Below are 16,098 nucleotides of genomic sequence, written 5' to 3' on the forward strand. Positions count from 1 at the left end.
GTCTATGGGGCCGCCCGCGCCGACCCGACTCGACGCCGCGGCGGCCGCGAGCGTCGCGCTCTGTCTCCTCGTCGCGTACTATCTCGCGCCGGGGCCGACGGTGCAGTACGCCGCGTGGCTGGCGGTCTTCTGCGTCTGGATGGCGTGGTTCGTCGCCTTCGGCGCGCGGTGGCTCTACGCCGAGTGACTGTCCGATCCGCACGTGCAAACGGCCTGACTCGAATGGTTTACTCGATTCCGTGTCAGAGAGATTTTATTAACTCCCGGTCCGTATGCACAGTTGATGCCTCGCATCGAAGTCTCGGAAAACCTGTACCGCCAGCTCGAAGACGAGGCCAACGGAGAGGCCATCGACGACACCATCTGGAAGATGGTCGGTACGTACCGCCGCAAGCACAACCCCGAATCAGACCGCCGATAGCACCACGCTGCCGACTGTTCTTTGTTGACTCACCCCCGAGCGATAGCGCCGTCTGTCTGGCGAGTCGCTGACTGCTCGACCGACGCGTTTTCGCGTAGACGCGTCGCTCGCCACGCGATAGCGACCAGCCGGAGTCGCTGATAGCGCTTCTTCGAGACGATCGGGACAGCGTCGCTTTCGGTCCCGTACGCCAGTACCGACAGCGCCGTCGCGGGTTCCGTAGCCGCGGGAATCGAGGCGTTTCGCGGGTGGAAACGGCCGACTAACCCCTCGGAAACCGCGTCTCTGAGTTCGCTACCCCCACTTGGTAAGCACCTGCGTACTAGCTCGCTCTAACCGTCGTAAACCGGCTTTTGAACGATAGCTATCGGTGTCAAATCTCGGTCATACAAGCCATAACAAAGGTGTCAACTGGAGCAAAGATGAGCGATGGCCCCGACAGGTCGACCGACTGCTGTCTCCCAGCGTGAGCGGAGCGGAGGTCACGCCGCTCGGACTCGCTCGCCGCCCGGGAGGGGGGTTCGGCATTGGGCTGTCGGTGCCAGTTGAGAATCATGCAAACAGTCACAGCGAACCAGTTAGGGAGAGGATGAGGGGAGCGAACGAAGCGACGCGACTTCTCGCGGTCGTGTTTTCGGTCCTGATGATCACGTCGGCGATGGGAATCGGTGCGATGTTCAGCGTCGGGGTAGCGCAGGGTCAGACAGCGGGAGAGACACTGTATCAGGCGAACGCGGGTGGATCGTTCACCGCGGACGGGGACACCTGGGACCCGCTGATAGACTATCAGGTCGCCGGCGAGGACGAAACGTCGAGTCACGGCCAGCCGAGCGCGATCGACGACTCGGTCCCGTCCGACACGCCCACGCAGATCTGGGAAACGGAACGGTGGGACCCCGATGGCGGCGAAGAGATGCAGTACGAGTTCAGCGTCCCGGACGGTCAGCAAGTGGAGGTCCGACTCTACTTCTACGACGGGTACTCGGGAACTAGCAGCGTCGGTGACCGCGTCTTCGACGTGAGCGTCGAGGACCAGACGGTCGAGGAGTTCGACGTCATCGAGGCGTACGGCGACGACACCGGCGGCATGAAGTCGTTCACTGTCACGAGCGACGGGACGATCGACGTCGACTTCGCGCACGTGACGGAGAATCCGCAGGTCAACGCCATCGAGATCGTCGCGGCCGAGCCGGAACCCGACACGCTCGGCGGCCCGTCCGATGTCGACTTCGGCTCGGTCGTCACCGGCCAGACCGAGTCCGAGACGGTCACCGTGACGAACCTCGGCGGCGACGGCGACTCGAGCATCGACATCTCGGGTGTCTCCGTCAGCGGCGACGCCGCCTTCTCGGCGGGGTCGGCGTCACAGACGACGCTCGCACCCGGCGAGTCCGCCGACATCCCGGTGACGTTCTCGCCCTCGGAGGTGGCTACGAAGAGCGCAACGCTCGAAATCAGCCACACGGGGAGCAACAGCCCGCTGACGGTCGACCTGACCGGCGAGGGTGCGAGCGCGGTCGACCCCGGCTTCTCGAAGAGCCAGCTGCAGGGTTTCAGCGCCAGTAACCCGACGGCCATCGACTTCGGCCCCGACGGCCGCGCCTACGTCTCGACGCAGGGCGGGACCGTCTACGCGCTCGCGGTCGAGCGCACGGGCGAGAACAGCTACCAGGTCGTCAACGAGGTCCAGATCGACGCGATCAAAGACATTCCGAACCACGACGACCTCGGAAACCTCGAATCCGGTGAGACCAACCGGCAGATAACCGGTATCACCGCCGGCGGGACCGCCGAGAATCCGGTCGTCTACGTCTCCTCGTCTGACCCCGAGATCGACGTCGGGCAGGACGACGACGACACGGACACCAACTCCGGTGCCATCTCGCGGCTGACGATTTCGCCCGGTAGCGACGACACGCTGCAGGCGAGCGAGGTCAGCCACGACGTGATGGTCCTCGGCCTCCCGCGCTCGGAGGAGAACCACGCGACCAACGGCATCGACCTCTCGGCCGACGGCGACACGATGTACGTCGCACAGGGGGGTCACACGAACAAGGGCGCGCCGGGCGACAACTTCGGGCACACGCCCGAGTACGCGCTCTCGGCGGCCATCTTGGAGATCGACCTCGCCCAGATAGAGAGCAACTACCAGGCGAAGAACCTCCAGAACTACGATAGCGACTACCCGGACCTGTCGTTCTACTACGGGATTCCGACCATCCAGAACGACGACGCGACGGACGGCGACGACCTGCCGTTCGGCGGCAACGACGGCATCAACCAAGCGAAGCTCGTCGAGGGCGGACCGGTGCAGATCTACTCGCCCGGCTACCGGAACCCCTACGACCTCGTCGTCACGGAGAGCGGGCAGGTCTACGCGGCCGACCACGGCCCGAACGGCGGCTGGGGCGGCCAGCCCGCCGACGCGACCGGAAGCATCGTCGCGGACGCGGCGAGCGTCACGAACCACCCGAACGAGGACGGGAGCTTCAGCACGAACGACCAGCTCGTCAAAGTCGACGAGGGCGACTACGGCGGCCACGCCGCGCCCATCCGCGCGAACCCGACCGGCGCGGACATCTACGACGCGAACGGGAACGTGATATTCGACATCAACGCGTCGAACTCGCCCGTCCCGTCCAGTATGGTGAACCCGGTGGAGGCGGACTACATCCCGCCGACTAGCGACTCGCCCGACCCGGGCGCACCCGCCGGCAGCGCGAACACGATGGAGTTCGAGGACGGCGACCCAGTCCTGTTCGGGCCGACCGGCGCGACCACCGAGTACACCGCCTCGAACTTCGGCGGGGCCATGCAGGGCGACCTCGTGCAGGTCGAACTCGGCGGCGACATCGAACGCGTCGAGCTGAGTGACGACGGCACGACGGTCACGAACGTCGAGACCATCGCCAACACCAACGGCCCTCTCGGAGCCACCGCACAGGGCGACGACGAGGTGTTCGCCGGGACGGTCTGGACCGCCAACCACGGCAGCGGCGGCCTCACCGTTCTCGAACCCGTCGACTACGGCGACAACGATAGCGACGGCGGCACGCAGTGTACCGGCGCGGACGACGCCTCGCTCGACGAGGACGGCGACGGCTACGACAACGCCGACGAGATCGACGCGGGCACCGACCCGTGTTCGTCGGCCTCGACGCCCGCCGACTTCGACGACGACGGAACGTCGAACCTGAACGACCCGGACGACGACAACGACGGCCTCGACGACACCGAGGACCCGTTCGCGGTCGACGCCAGCAACGGTATGGACACGACGCTGCCGGTCGAGCACGACCTGTCCGAACTCAGCCTCTTCGGCGAGAACGGACAGGGCTGGACCGGACTGATGATGAACGGCTCGAACTACCAGGACCTCTACGACCCGACGCAGATGACGGTCGGCGGCGCGGCCGAGGTCCTGACCGTCGAGCAGGTGCCACCGGGAGACGCCTACTCGAACACGAACACCCAGCAGTACGGCTTCCAGTTCGGCGCAGACACGCCCGACGAGCCGTTCACCGTCGAGACGACGGTGAGTAGCTTCCCGGACAGCCCGGAGAACTACCAGTCGGCCGGGCTGTTCCTCGGCACCGGCGACCAGTCGAACTACACGAAACTGGTCGTCGCGGCCGACGGCGGCAACGGCGGCGTCGAGTTCGCCAAGGAGGTCGACGACTCATTCACCCATCCGAGTTCGCCGAACGTCGTCAGCGACAGCGCGGTCACGACGTCGCAGACGACGCTCCGCATGACGGTGGACCCGACGACCGATCCCGCGCCGGACAACGGCGTCGAGGAGGTCGCGGTGACCGCCGAGTACGAAGTCGCGGGTAACACGACCGAAGTCGGAACCGCCGCGGTCCCGGCCAGTTGGTTCGACACCTCTGACGGCGTCGCGCCGGCGTTCGGCGTCATCTCGACGTCCAACGGCGCGAGCAGCACGTTCTCGGCGACGTGGACCGACATCTCCGTCGAGTACGTCACGCCGCCCGAGAACCAGCCGCCGACGGCCGACGCGGGCGCGGACCAGACCGTCGACGAGGGCGCGGACGTGACTCTCGACGCCTCCGGTAGCGACGACCCGGACGGCGACCAGCTCGGGTACACGTGGACCCAGACGGCCGGTCCCGACGTCAGCCTGAGCGTCAACGACGGCGAGCAGACGACGTTCACCGCGCCCGAGGTCGACGCTGAGACGACGCTGACCTTCGAGGTCAACGTCTCCGACGGCGAAGACACGGACGCCGACACGGTGAACGTCACCGTCCAGGACACCGACACCGCGCCCGCCGAGGGCGAGGTCGTCTACCGCGTCAACGCCGGCGGTCAGGAGGTCGCGGCGACTGACGGCGGCCCGGCATGGAGCGCGGACACGGACGTGAGTCCGTCCCAGTACGTCAACGCCGACGGCGACAACGGCCTCAACACATACAGCACAGGCGACACGATCACGCTCGACGGCTCGGTGCCGTCGAGCACGCCCGCGTCGGTGTTCCAGACGGAACGCTACGACGAGAACACCAGCGGATCGGCCGCCGACGACACGGAGATGCAGTGGTCGTTCGACGCGGAGCAGGGTGCGACCTACGAGGTCCGCCTCTACTTCGCCGAGATCTTCCTCGACTCCTCGAACGTCGGCACCCAGGGTCCGCGGACCTTCGACGTCGTCGTCGAGGGCCAGACGGAACTGGACGACTACAACATCTACCAGCAGTACGGTCACGACGTCGGCGCGATGGAGTCCTTCGAGGTGACGCCCTCGGACGGCACCATCGACGTCGCGTTCCTGCACGAGCAGGAGAACCCGAAGATATCCGCCATCGAGGTCGTCAAAGTCAGCGACAGTAGCGGCAGCGGCGACATGACCGTCGCGGAGGCGGTCGCCAGCTACGACGACGACGGCGACGACACCCAGATAGAGAACGAGGAGATTCAGGCGGCCGTCAACTGGTGGACCACCGGCAGCGAGGTGCCGAACACCGGTGGCGAGACCATCAGTAATTCGCAGATACAGCAGCTCGTCAACATGTGGGCGACCGGCGCTACCGTCGGCGACGGCTCCGGTGACGACGGCGACACCGCTACCGGGTCGGCCCTGGTCGAAGTGACGCCCGACACCGGACTAGAGACCAGCACCTACGGCAGCGGCTCCTATCAGGTGACGAACACCGGCGAGAAGAACATCTCGTCGGTGTCGTTCGACCTCGATACGGCGACGCTCCCGGACATGGTGTTCGACCCGCAGGGAACCGCGGGCGACCCGACCGGTGAGGGGCTCAACATCGCCGACGACGGCGGTACCAACATCACGACAGAGCCCGGCAGCGGCGAGGCGTTCTCGGAGCCCCACAACGGGCAGAACGCCGACGACGGCTACGACGTGATGACCGTCGAGTTCGCCGACTTCGAGAGCGGCGAGACGGCCACCTTCTGGGCCGACAACGACCCGACCAGCATCAAGGGCGCGACGGTCGGCTCCCAGGAGGCCGGCCCGGTCTCCGGACTGGAACTCGCTCGTTCGACGGTGACGGTCACCTACGAGGACGGGACGACCCAGACCACCCAGCTGATGGGCGACGGCAGCGCCGGCGGGTCGACCGCCGTCGTCACCGACAGCGAGGCCCCCGCGCCGACCATCGGCGCACAGGACGTCTCGCTCGATGACACCGCGCTCGACGACTACCATAGCGCAGCGACGGTCTCCTCGGCCGACCAGACGGTGACGGTCACCGGCGAGCCGGGCGAGACGGTCACGCTCGTGCGCGTCGAGGGCGAACTGACGCTGACGAACGTCCCGGACGCCGACGGTGACGGCGAACCGGGCTACGAGATCGAGGCCTACGAGGCCAACGACGCCGAAGCGGTCGAGTACTACTCGGTCACGCTCGACGGCGACGGCGAGGCCGCGGTCCCGGTCACGCTGACCAACACGACCGGCGACTCGGACGCCGGCAACGCCGGCTACAACTACTTCGTGGCCGCACACGGCGAGGCCAGCGGCGACATGGGCCTCGCATCGAACGTCGTGGTCCTGAAGTACGAGGAGGGCACCGACGACGGCGACACCGGCGGTTCCGGTGACGTCGCCTTCGCCGTGAACGCTGGCGGGAGCGAGTACACCGCGACCGACGGAACGGTCTATCAGGCCGACACGAACTTCGACGGCGGCTCGGCCTACGACACGACGCAGGCCATCGGCGACACCCAGAACGACCCGCTGTACCAGACCGAGCGGTACGGCGACTTCTGGTACAACGCGTCGGCCCCGAATGGCACCTACGAGGTCACCCTGGAGTTCGCCGAAATCTACCACGGGACCTCACAGGACAACAACGATGTCAACGGCGACGGCACGAACGTCGGCGACCGCCTGTTCGACGTGAACGCCGAGGGACAGCAGGTCCTGAACGACTACGACATCTACGCGAACGCCGGGGCGCTCAACGCGACCAACGAGACGGTCACCGTCGAGGTGACCGACGGCGAACTGAACCTGGAGTTCGTCACCGAATCCGACAACGCCAAGGTCAGCGCTATCAAGGTCGCGGCAGCCGAGGACGGCTCGGGCGGGTCCAGCGGGACCGCTTCGGCCGACTTCGCCGTCAACGCGAACGGCGGCGTCGACGCCAGCACCTACGGTAGCGGTTCCTTCGAGATCGCGAACACCGGCGACCAGCAGATCTCGTCGGTCACTTACGACCTGAGTTCGGCGGCGTTCCCCGACGTGGTCTTCGACCCGCAGGGGACCGCCGGCGACTCGGGTGCGAAGGGCTTCACGCCCGACAGCGGTGCGAGCGCCGTCTCGCCGTCCGGGTCGTTCGCGGCACCGCACAACGGACAGAACGGTGACGACGGCTACGACGAACTGACCGTCGACTTCGGCGACTTCGAGGGCGACGAGTCCTTCGCCTTCTCGACGGACATCGACCCGACGAGCATCAAGGACGCCTCGGGGACGGGCGCGGCCGGTTCCGTCTCCGGGCTCGAGCTCTCGGGCGCGACGGTGACCGTCGAGTACGCCGACGGTACCACGCAGACGACGAACCTGTTCGGCGACGGTAGTTCGGGCGGCTCGCAGGCCGCCGCGAAGGCGGACGTCCCGGCCGCGCCGACGACCGGTGCGGAAGGCGTCACGCTCGATTCGAGCGCGCTCGACAGCCAGCACAGCGCTGCGACGGTCTCCTCGGCCGACCAGACCGTGACGGTCTCCGGGCCGGCCGGTGCGACCGTCCAGCTGCTCCACGTCGAGGGCCAGCTCGAACTCGCCAACCAGGCCGACGGCTACGACCTCGAAGCCTACGAGGCTAACACCGCCGAGAACGTCGGCTACCAGACCGTCCAACTGGACAGTAACGGTCAGGCGACCGTCGACGTCACGCTCACCAACACGTCCGGTAGCGGCGTCGAGGGCGGCTTCAACTACTTCGTCGCCGCCGTCGAGGACGGCAGCGGCGACACCGGCGCGACGTCGAACGTCGTCGTCATGAAGTACTCCGAGGGGAGCGACTCGTCGGGCACGCAGGTGCTCCACCGCGTCAACGCCGGTGAGGGGACGACCCTCAGCGCGACCGACGACGGTCCCGACTGGATCGGTGTCGCGGACACCAGTTCACCGTACCTCGCCTCGGTGGCGAACTCCAGCGCCGGAACCTACTGCAGCGGGAGCATCACCGCGACGACCGCTGCCGTTCCGTCGAGCACCCCCGACGCAGTGTACGACTGCGAGCGCTACGGCAACTCCACCTGGGAGTTCTCGGTGGACTCCGGTCAGCAGGTCGAGGTGCGACTGTACGTCGGCAACCAGTTCTCCGGCACGAGCGAACCCGGTGACCGAGATTTCAACGTCTCCGTCGAGGGTCAGCAGGTCCTGACGAACTACGACCCCGTGGCCGACGTCGGCCACCAGACCGGGACGATGAAGAACTTCACCGTCACCGAGGACGGCGACGGCGCGATTACGGTCACCTTCGACAAAGGAGCCTCCGAGAATCCGCAGGTCAACGCCATCGAGATCGTCGAAGGGGGGAGCGCGTAACGAGACGCGCCTGAAGGCGATGCTCGGGACTCCCCTCTCCGCGCCGGCTGTCCGGCGCGCACGCGTCCGCCCCCGCCCCTCGCCGTTCGGGGGTAACTGCCAGAAACATCGAACGGCGGCGGGCGATCGGCGACAGCGATACCACATGCAACCGACGCATGAGGGTCCCGAGCACGACGAATCGCGGAGCAACGAACGACGACACCAGCGACAACACAGCAACTCATGAGAACGACGATACAGACTCGATTCAAGCGGGCGACAGCGGCGTTCCTCGCGCTCGCGGTCGTCCTCTCGGTCCTCGGACCGGTGGGGATGGCCGCGGCCGCGCCGAGCGTCTCTGTCACCCAATCGGCGGATAGCACGACAGTCAACCCCGGCGGTACCGTGACGTTCACCACCGATCTCACAGTCGAAGAGCTCAACGCGCCGCAGTTGAGTGCCACAACGCCTGACGGATGGGCGATAACGAGCCAGGACCCCGACGGCGCGGCCTACAATGGCGAGGGAACGTGGCAGTGGCTCATAGGCGGTAACGTCACCTACACGGTCACGTATACGGTACAGGTGCCCGAAGACGCCAGTCCCGGCGAGTACACTATCGGCGCGGAGGGGTCGGCGCTGACTCCCGAAACCGATTCGACCCGCTTCGCCGACACCGACTCGACCGTCATCACGGTCGAGGAAGAGCAGACCAACGCCGCGCCGACGGCCGACGCGGGGGCAGACCAGACGGTCGACGAAGGTGACGACGTGAGCCTCGACGCCTCCGGCAGCAGCGACCCGGACGGCGACGCGCTGAGCTACGACTGGACGGTGACCGACGCCGCCGGGACCGGCGTGAGCCTCGCTGACGCCGACACGGCGACACCGACGTTCACCGCCCCGAGCGTCGACAGCGCGACCACGCTCACCTTCGAGGTCGAAGTCGCCGACGGTAACGGCGGCACCGACACCGACACCGTGAGCGTCACGGTCGAACCCGTCAACGAAGATCCGACCGCGTCCATCAGCGGGCCGGCGAGCGCTCAAGTCGGCGAATCGCTGACCTTCGACGCCACCGCGTCGGACGACGGTTCCATCGCCTCCTACGAGTGGGACTTCGGCGACGGTGAGACCGCGACCGGTCAGTCCGTCACCCACTCGTTCGATTCGGAAGGCGACTACACGGTCGAGCTGACCGTCACCGACGACGAGGGCGCGACCGCCACGGCCACCCAGTCGGTCTCGGTCAGCGCCGCGCCCGCGCCGGCGAGCTTCCAGATTACGAACTTGGACGCGCCCGCGTCCGCGACGCAGGGCGACACCGTCACCGTCGAGGCGACGGTCGAGAACACCGGCGACGAGGAAGCGACCAAATCCGTCGAGTTCACGTTCGACGGCTCGGTCGTCGATAGCCAGGATCTGACGCTCGCGAGCGGCGCGAGCGAAGACGTCCAGTTCACGCTCGACACGACCGGCGTCGACGCCGGCACGTACACGCACGGCGTGTCCACCGAGGACGACAGCGAGACCGCCCAGATAACCGTCGAAGCGGCCTCCGAGCCCTCGCCCGGCTCGGTCGACGTGAGCCTCGTGCCCGCTGACCAGACCGCCACGACCGGTGACGAAGTCACCTACGACGTGGTCGTCAGCGGCACCGACGACGTCGGCGCGTTCGAGGGGACGGTTTCGCTCTCGGACACGTCGAGTGCGGTGATCACCGACGTCTCGACGCCCGCGGCGGCCGACAACGAGGTCGTCGACGTCAGCGACCAGACCGCAGACGTTCAGGTGTACAACCTGCCGTCGAACACGGACGATCCCGTGACGGTCGCGACGATCACCCTCTCAGCCGAGAGCACGGGCGAGACCGACATCTCGCTGTCGGACACCAGCGTCTTCAATGAGCAGGGTACCGGCTACACCGTCGACAGCACCGGCGATGCGACCCTGTCCGTGAGCCTCGCACCGGTTGTCGGCGACACGCCGCCCGCCGACATCGACGGCGACGGCGTCTTCGAAGACATCAACGGCAACGGCGAGTTCAACATCGTTGACGTGCAGGCGCTGTTCTACAACCTGGACAGCCCGACCGTCGAGAACAACGTCGCGCTCTTCGACTTCAACGGTGACGGTCAGGTCAACGTCGGTGACGTGCAGACCGCCTTCTACGCGGTCACCTCGTCGCAGTAACCGACCGCGAGACCTCACGACATCACTTTTTTCGACCGTTCGGCGCGAGACGCAGCGAGATACTGCGAGCGGTATCGCCCGTCTACCGACGCCGCCGGGCGTTCGGAACGCGGTCGCTGCCGGTTAAACGACCCCTACGGAAGCGGCCCGGTAGGCACCCGAAACCGCCCGAACCGTTCAGCCTGTCTATATCTTTAAGCGATCCTCTCCCGGTCAGGGGTGGGAAGCAAGGATGACCGGAAATCGACAGCACGCCGTCGTCGCGGCCGCGCTCCTGGTGACGCTGCTCGTCAGCGTCGCCGCGCCGGTGAGCGCCGCCGGAACGACGGACGTGTTCGTGACACCGACCGAATCGGAGATCGCAGAGGACGAGACGACGACCGTCGACGTCGTCGTCGGGAACGCCGACCGCGGGGTGGGCGCTGCCGAACTACGAGTGGCGGTTGTGGACCCGAGCGTGGCGTCGATAGCGAACGTCACGATCGGCGGCGAACCGAGCCTGACCAACGTAACCTACGCCGACGACCGTTCGTGGGCCAGCGTCGAGTACGCCACGGCGAACACGGCCGACAGCGGCGACGTGTCGATCCTGACCGTCACCGTCGAGGGCCGCGCCGCCGGCTCGACTACCCTCTCGGTCCTCCCGCAGACCGACAACGACGCCGTCCTCGCCTTCGACGAGCGCGGCGACGGGTACGACATCTCGGAGATTCGAAACGGGACGCTGACCGTGACCGAAGCCCGGAGCGGCGGCGGTGGAGGCGGGGGCGGCGGTGGCGGTGGGGGTGGCGGAGGCGATGGCGATTCGGTGTCGTCCGGCGGCTCGAACGACGGCGATTCCGTCGACAGCGAGACCCCGGAACCGACCGCTGAGCCGACGCCCGAGCCGACGGCGACCGAGACGCCCCAGTCGCCCACCGACGAGGAGCCGACCACGAGCGCACCGACTGAATCGACCGCTGCGCCGACGACCGACACCGAGACGCCGGAATCCGAGCCGACGACGGAGACACCCGTCGACACGGCGACGCCGGCCGACGTGGACAGCGGCTTGCCGATCACGGGAATCGCCGCAGGGGGCGGACTCGTCGCGCTGCTCGCCGTGGCTGCCCTCGCTCGGCGGCTCTGAAGGCCGTCGCTGCTCGGTTCGCGAGCCCATCCACCGGAGATAGCAACGCCGACGGCAAGAGAGCCCGGTATCGACGAGTTCGACGATGCGGAGTCCGTTACGGCTCGAAGACGATTTGCTGGAGGTCGTCCCCGAAGTCCGTCAGCGCGCTCCGTTCGCCGTCGATCAGCCCGCGAAGCGTGACGAGGACGGCGTCGTCCTCGCTCTGGAAGTCGAAGGCGAGGCGGTCGAACGCGGCGCCCTCACCCAGGCACGAATCGAACAGCGGCGCGTCGCCGTCCGAGCGCCCTTCGAGCGAGACTTCGGTGCCTTCGGCCCCCGATCGGTCGTCGAAGACGAGTCGCTCTGCGTGCTGGCTCTCGGCCACGAGCTGGAACACCGAGCCGGCGTCGATGCCGGCGAGCCGGCACTCGACGACGACGCCCACTTCGTCGCCGGTCCCCGATTCGGGGTTGAGGGTGACCCGCTCGACAGGGGGAAGATCGTCGTTGTCGACTAACTCACCGATACCCAGCTCCTCGATTGCGAACTCGAGCGTGACGTCGATCTGTTCGGTGGTCTCCGATGCCTCGGCGTCGCGAGCGAGAGAGTGTAGCTCACTACTCATAGGTTGACTGGCCCCCTCGAGAATCGCTGCTTCGAGTAGGCTACACGGGGGTACGGGCTCCCCACTCTTGAACGCGAACCGCGTTTGCAGAGCGTGCAAATCCGACGCGAGCGGAAGTCTGAAACGATTGGCACCGCCTAGAGACCGAAAACAGGATGGATCTGCGAACACAGGCCCTCATCGACGCGGTCGCGACCGAGGAGGCCCGAGAGATCCTCCAGCTCGCCAGCCGCGAACCGATGTCGGTCCGGAATCTCCAGGAGGAGATCGACGTCTCCGCGGCCACGATCTACCGTCACACCGACGACCTCGTCGAGGCGAACTACCTGAAAGAGGAGACGGAGATCACCGACGACGGGGACCAGTACAGCACGTTCCGGACGAAGGTGAGCGCGGTCACCTTCACCGTCGAGCGAGACGAGTTTCGCGTCGACGTCCAGGTCAGGGACGACATCGTCGACCGGTTCAGCCGCGTGTGGCGCTCGCTGGGGGAGGGACGATGATCGGGGTAGCTAGTCCAGTCCGAACGACGCTCTTGCAGGCTCAGGGGACGCCGGAGCAGTTGCTGTTCGGCGTCTCGAGTTTCGTCGTGTTCCTGTTGCTGCTGGCGCTGGCGGCGATCTCGTACAAGGCCTACCAGCGGGAACGTCTCGTCCCGTTCCTCATCGCGTCGCTCGGGTTCGTCAGCCTCGCGGCCGGCTCGGTCACCGAAGCGACGTACGAGTTCGGACTGAACGGCGGCTATCAGACCATCGGCCGCGAACTCTACCTCCTCAGGACCGGCGAGGCGGTGTTCCTGGCGCTCGGTGTGCTGTTGCTCCTCCTCTCGCTGCAGCGGGCGTAGCTTGCCTCGAGTTTGCCTCGGCTGTGACCGCGTCGCGCCGCCGGGCCGTCGCTGACCGGCACCGGACAGCGGCTACTCCGCGAGTATCGCCCGCCGAAAAATAACTGGTCGAACGGGGGCCGCTTATTTCGAACTTCGCAGTCGGACTTCGTCGTCGTTGATGCTGTCGACGTGCTCGTTGCGGACCTCGTTCGAGTCGTCGTCGTCGCCCCAGCCGAGCATGTCCTTGATCCTGTCCGTGAGGCCGCCGCCGTCGTCGTCGCGGTCGACCGTCGCTCGGTCGTCGTCGACGTTGCGGATGGAGCCGATGCGGTTGCCGTCTGCGGTGACGACGTCTTTGTCGCGGTCGTCGTCGGTGAAGTTTCGTGCCATCGCATTTGGGCTACGCGGGGCGCGGCAGGACCGTTACTGCTTGTTTCTGCGTGGTAGTTATACCCGAAGAGAAAAACCGCAGCGCGATCGGGCTGAAACGCGTTCTCGGAACGCCTCGCCCGGTTCAGAACGGACGGTCTCCGTCCGAGGAATCGGCTCTGCTTTCGATGGTGACGACGAGATGTCGAGACGCTTTCGGGTGCGTGCCGTGGACTAAAGACGCTCCGTCCCTCTTCACCCCGTTGGGAGCAAGTGCGGCTGTCGCCGACGGAGCAGACGGCTACGAGCGACGGGTAGTGGGCTTGCGTGGCGACCGACGGCGGCGATGACCGGTCGTCCCGAACCGGCAGAGACGACATTCCTCAGCGGCCGTGAGCCGCAATACGAGCGTAGCGATCGGCCGTCGTCGGCGGATTCTCGACGTGGCGGGGTCGTCTGCAGGTACAGGCAGCGGACGGATTCGGCGTCCGCCCGTCGTTTCAGTCGCAATGGGAATTCAATCAGAGAGCGAGTCCGAGACGACGGAAGCGGACGCGACGAGTACGGTCGACGACGTCGCCGAGTCGACGCCGCTGTCGATGGGCGATCCGGTGGCCACGCTCGCGGCGGGGTCGGTCCTCTACTCGTGGTACAAGTTCTACGGCGAAGGGAACAAGGAAGGCGGCATCTTCGTCGGCCTGTGGGCACCGACGCTGCTCGCGGCGGCCAGCTATCTCCAGCAGAAGGACGTCATCCAGGCGATCAAGCGCGGCGTCGCCTCGTTCTGAGGCGACGAGTCGCGGTGACGGATCGGAGCTCGATCCCGAGCGGGTAGTGCATTCCGGGCGATACCTTTTGCCGCTCCTCGCGTTACGTGGTCATAGTCAGCACTGACCATGACTTCTGATGACAATACTGATTCAGACGACGGGGGCGGCGATAGTGCCGACAGGGACGGCGGTATCCACATCGAGTTCGGCCTCTCCTTGAGCGACCTCGTCGACGGCCTTCTCGACGGCGACCGCGCGAGCGACGACCGGGGGAGCCTCGGACGTCGCCCCGAGCGGGCCGGAACCGAGCGGCCCTCGTCGGGTTCGGACGAGGTCGACGGGCGGAAGCACGACGAGTCGGCGATCGATAGCCACGTCCGAACGTACCGCGAGGGCGACCGGGTGACGGTCGTCGCCGACCTGCCGGACACCGACTTCGACGACGTCTCGGCCGCGGTCGGCGAGCGCACGAACGACCTCGTGATCCTCGTCGACGAGGCCGTCGTCGACCGGGTGTCGCTCCCGTGGGAGGTCTTCGAAGTGGACGCCGCGACGTTCAACAACGGCGTGCTGGAGATCCGCGTTCAGGCAGTCGGCGACGCCGCTTCGTAGCGGACGAGCCGATCGCATCACCTCGAACGCTGAGACCGATATCGCTCGCTACAGCAGGGACCGCAGCAGGCGCAACGGGAACGTGATGATAGCGATGAGTAAGTTGATGATCCGCTGGAGTATCGCGCGAACGCTACTGAGCATGTGCAACGTTATCGTTCGTCACCGACATAGCGTTTCGGCACGCATATGCCGGCAGTGTCGGAAAATCCGACGCCGCGGGTGACGACCACGAAGCGCTCACTCACTCCTCGTCGTCGTCGGCGGACGAGGGCTGCAACGTCGAGAGCCGTCGCGGTTGGCGCATATCCGACCGGTTCGCCGAGGGGACCGAGGAGAACGTGCTTCGCCGGTGACCGGGGTCGGCAGCGGTGTCCGTGTCGTCGTTCTCGGCCGTCGGCGTTTCGTCCGTGTCATCGCTCTCGGCCGTCGACGTCTCGTCGGACTCGTCGGATTCCGTCAACTGGTCGCGAAGCGACGACTGAGCCGCTTCTATCTCCTCGCGGAAGTCCTCGAGCGAGGAAGTCAGCTCCACGTCGAGTTCCTCGCCGAACTGCGACATCGGGTCCGTCGACTCGTCGCCGTCCGCGTCCGAACTGGCGTCCGGCGCGCCCGAACCCTCCGCCTCCGGTTCGCTCTCCGCTTCGGACTCTCCGGCCGTCCCGGATCGGTCCTCGTCTGCCGCTTCGTCGGCGCGCTCGTCCGCTTCGCCCTCTGTCTCCGACTCTCCTTGGCCCTCGTCTTCGACCGCGGCCGTCGCGTCCTCCGGAGCGGTGAGTTCTCGCAGCTCTTCGAGCGGCTCCGCCGCCGCGTCGTCCCCCGTCTCGGACAGCTCCGAGAGCAAGAAGAGCGTCCGCAACTCGGCGACCGACTCGGGGTCGCTCTCCGAGAGCGCCTTCGGTATCGTCTCCGGGCCGCTCCCCTCCGGCAGGTCCGTGCCCGTCGCTTCCAGCAGCGCTTCGGTGTCGGCGCTCTCGATCAGGTCGTCGGCCTCGGCGGCCACGTCCCGGAGTGACGACGACGGCTCCTCGTCCGATTCCCCGTCGCCGAGTTCCTCGCGAACCGCTCGAAGCAGTTGCTCGACCCGGTCTTCCATCGGTCTCTCGTCCGTGTCCTCTGTCATTGTTCGTCCGTTCGGTTTCTCGCCGCGG

At 66.7% G+C, this 16,098-nt stretch carries 12 protein-coding genes; 9 read left to right on the plus strand and 3 right to left on the minus strand.

The annotated features are described in order from the left end of the window. Nucleotides 1-4: 4 nt before the first annotated feature. From GO488_RS07710 to GO488_RS07725, 5 genes are all read left to right on the plus strand, one after another. Complete coding sequence (locus GO488_RS07710) at nucleotides 5-187, plus strand: hypothetical protein (RefSeq protein WP_162317189.1); 183 nt, start codon at nucleotides 5-7, stop codon at nucleotides 185-187. A 96-nt stretch (nucleotides 188-283) separates the two neighbouring features. Continuing rightward, a complete protein-coding gene (locus GO488_RS19640) occupies nucleotides 284-421 on the plus strand; it encodes a hypothetical protein (RefSeq protein ID WP_164509626.1) in 138 nt (45 codons plus the stop codon). Between the two features lie 589 nt (nucleotides 422-1,010). Continuing rightward, on the plus strand, nucleotides 1,011-8,459 hold the full coding sequence (locus GO488_RS07715; RefSeq protein WP_162317190.1) for a malectin domain-containing carbohydrate-binding protein: 7,449 nt from the start codon (nucleotides 1,011-1,013) through the stop codon (nucleotides 8,457-8,459). A 225-nt stretch (nucleotides 8,460-8,684) separates the two neighbouring features. Next, entirely contained in the window at nucleotides 8,685-10,634 is a 1,950-nt protein-coding gene (locus GO488_RS07720; RefSeq protein ID WP_162317191.1) for a PKD domain-containing protein, read from the plus strand. A gap of 232 nt (nucleotides 10,635-10,866) precedes the next feature. Then, nucleotides 10,867-11,763 carry a hypothetical protein gene (locus GO488_RS07725; RefSeq protein WP_162317192.1) on the plus strand — a complete coding sequence of 299 codons (897 nt, stop codon included), beginning with the start codon at nucleotides 10,867-10,869 and terminating at the stop codon, nucleotides 11,761-11,763. Nucleotides 11,764-11,860: 97 nt separating this feature from the next. On the opposite strand, the gene GO488_RS07730 is transcribed toward GO488_RS07725, so the two are convergent. After that, the gene (locus tag GO488_RS07730; RefSeq protein WP_162317193.1) at nucleotides 11,861-12,370 is read right to left on the minus strand and encodes a hypothetical protein; all 510 of its coding nucleotides are present in this window, start codon (nucleotides 12,368-12,370) and stop codon (nucleotides 11,861-11,863) included. 155 nt (nucleotides 12,371-12,525) lie between these two features. On the opposite strand from GO488_RS07730, the gene GO488_RS07735 reads away from it, so the two are divergent. Both GO488_RS07735 and GO488_RS07740 read left to right on the plus strand, forming a co-directional pair. Continuing rightward, nucleotides 12,526-12,873, plus strand: a complete 348-nt coding sequence (locus GO488_RS07735) for an ArsR/SmtB family transcription factor (RefSeq protein ID WP_162317194.1) — start codon at nucleotides 12,526-12,528, stop codon at nucleotides 12,871-12,873. Then, on the plus strand, nucleotides 12,870-13,214 hold the full coding sequence (locus tag GO488_RS07740; RefSeq protein ID WP_162317195.1) for a hypothetical protein: 345 nt from the start codon (nucleotides 12,870-12,872) through the stop codon (nucleotides 13,212-13,214). The genes GO488_RS07735 and GO488_RS07740 overlap by 4 nt, the downstream gene beginning before the upstream one ends. Nucleotides 13,215-13,337: 123 nt before the next feature. Here the strand turns inward: GO488_RS07740 and GO488_RS07745 are convergent, their stop codons facing one another. Next, nucleotides 13,338-13,586: a hypothetical protein gene (locus GO488_RS07745; RefSeq protein WP_162317196.1), complete on the minus strand. Its 249-nt coding sequence runs from the start codon at nucleotides 13,584-13,586 to the stop codon at nucleotides 13,338-13,340. 488 nt (nucleotides 13,587-14,074) lie between these two features. Between GO488_RS07745 and GO488_RS07750 the strand changes: the two genes are divergently transcribed. Both GO488_RS07750 and gvpH read left to right on the plus strand, forming a co-directional pair. Continuing rightward, nucleotides 14,075-14,353 carry a hypothetical protein gene (locus GO488_RS07750; RefSeq protein WP_174242487.1) on the plus strand — a complete coding sequence of 93 codons (279 nt, stop codon included), beginning with the start codon at nucleotides 14,075-14,077 and terminating at the stop codon, nucleotides 14,351-14,353. 108 nt (nucleotides 14,354-14,461) lie between these two features. Next, entirely contained in the window at nucleotides 14,462-14,947 is a 486-nt protein-coding gene (gvpH, locus tag GO488_RS07755; RefSeq protein ID WP_162317197.1) for a gas vesicle protein GvpH, read from the plus strand. A 244-nt stretch (nucleotides 14,948-15,191) separates the two neighbouring features. On the opposite strand, the gene GO488_RS07760 is transcribed toward gvpH, so the two are convergent. Then, nucleotides 15,192-16,070, minus strand: coding sequence for a hypothetical protein (locus tag GO488_RS07760; RefSeq protein WP_162317198.1), 879 nt, complete (start codon nucleotides 16,068-16,070; stop codon nucleotides 15,192-15,194). Nucleotides 16,071-16,098: the final 28 nt, after the last annotated feature.

This window comes from Haloarcula limicola (assembly GCF_010119205.1).
In the GTDB taxonomy this organism is placed as follows: domain Archaea; phylum Halobacteriota; class Halobacteria; order Halobacteriales; family Haloarculaceae; genus Haloarcula; species Haloarcula limicola.

What these genes read in the sequence shown, in the direction of transcription:
- GO488_RS07710 (WP_162317189.1), top strand. Translation starts at nt 5, where the DNA reads ATGGGGCCGCCCGCGCCGACCCGACTCGACGCCGCGGCGGCCGCGAGC.
- GO488_RS19640 (WP_164509626.1), top strand. Translation starts at nt 284, where the DNA reads ATGCCTCGCATCGAAGTCTCGGAAAACCTGTACCGCCAGCTCGAAGAC.
- GO488_RS07715 (WP_162317190.1), top strand. Translation starts at nt 1,011, where the DNA reads ATGAGGGGAGCGAACGAAGCGACGCGACTTCTCGCGGTCGTGTTTTCG.
- GO488_RS07720 (WP_162317191.1), top strand. Translation starts at nt 8,685, where the DNA reads ATGAGAACGACGATACAGACTCGATTCAAGCGGGCGACAGCGGCGTTC.
- GO488_RS07725 (WP_162317192.1), top strand. Translation starts at nt 10,867, where the DNA reads ATGACCGGAAATCGACAGCACGCCGTCGTCGCGGCCGCGCTCCTGGTG.
- GO488_RS07730 (WP_162317193.1), bottom strand. Translation starts at nt 12,370, where the DNA reads ATGAGTAGTGAGCTACACTCTCTCGCTCGCGACGCCGAGGCATCGGAG.
- GO488_RS07735 (WP_162317194.1), top strand. Translation starts at nt 12,526, where the DNA reads ATGGATCTGCGAACACAGGCCCTCATCGACGCGGTCGCGACCGAGGAG.
- GO488_RS07740 (WP_162317195.1), top strand. Translation starts at nt 12,870, where the DNA reads ATGATCGGGGTAGCTAGTCCAGTCCGAACGACGCTCTTGCAGGCTCAG.
- GO488_RS07745 (WP_162317196.1), bottom strand. Translation starts at nt 13,586, where the DNA reads ATGGCACGAAACTTCACCGACGACGACCGCGACAAAGACGTCGTCACC.
- GO488_RS07750 (WP_174242487.1), top strand. Translation starts at nt 14,075, where the DNA reads ATGGGAATTCAATCAGAGAGCGAGTCCGAGACGACGGAAGCGGACGCG.
- gvpH (WP_162317197.1), top strand. Translation starts at nt 14,462, where the DNA reads ATGACTTCTGATGACAATACTGATTCAGACGACGGGGGCGGCGATAGT.
- GO488_RS07760 (WP_162317198.1), bottom strand. Translation starts at nt 16,070, where the DNA reads ATGACAGAGGACACGGACGAGAGACCGATGGAAGACCGGGTCGAGCAA.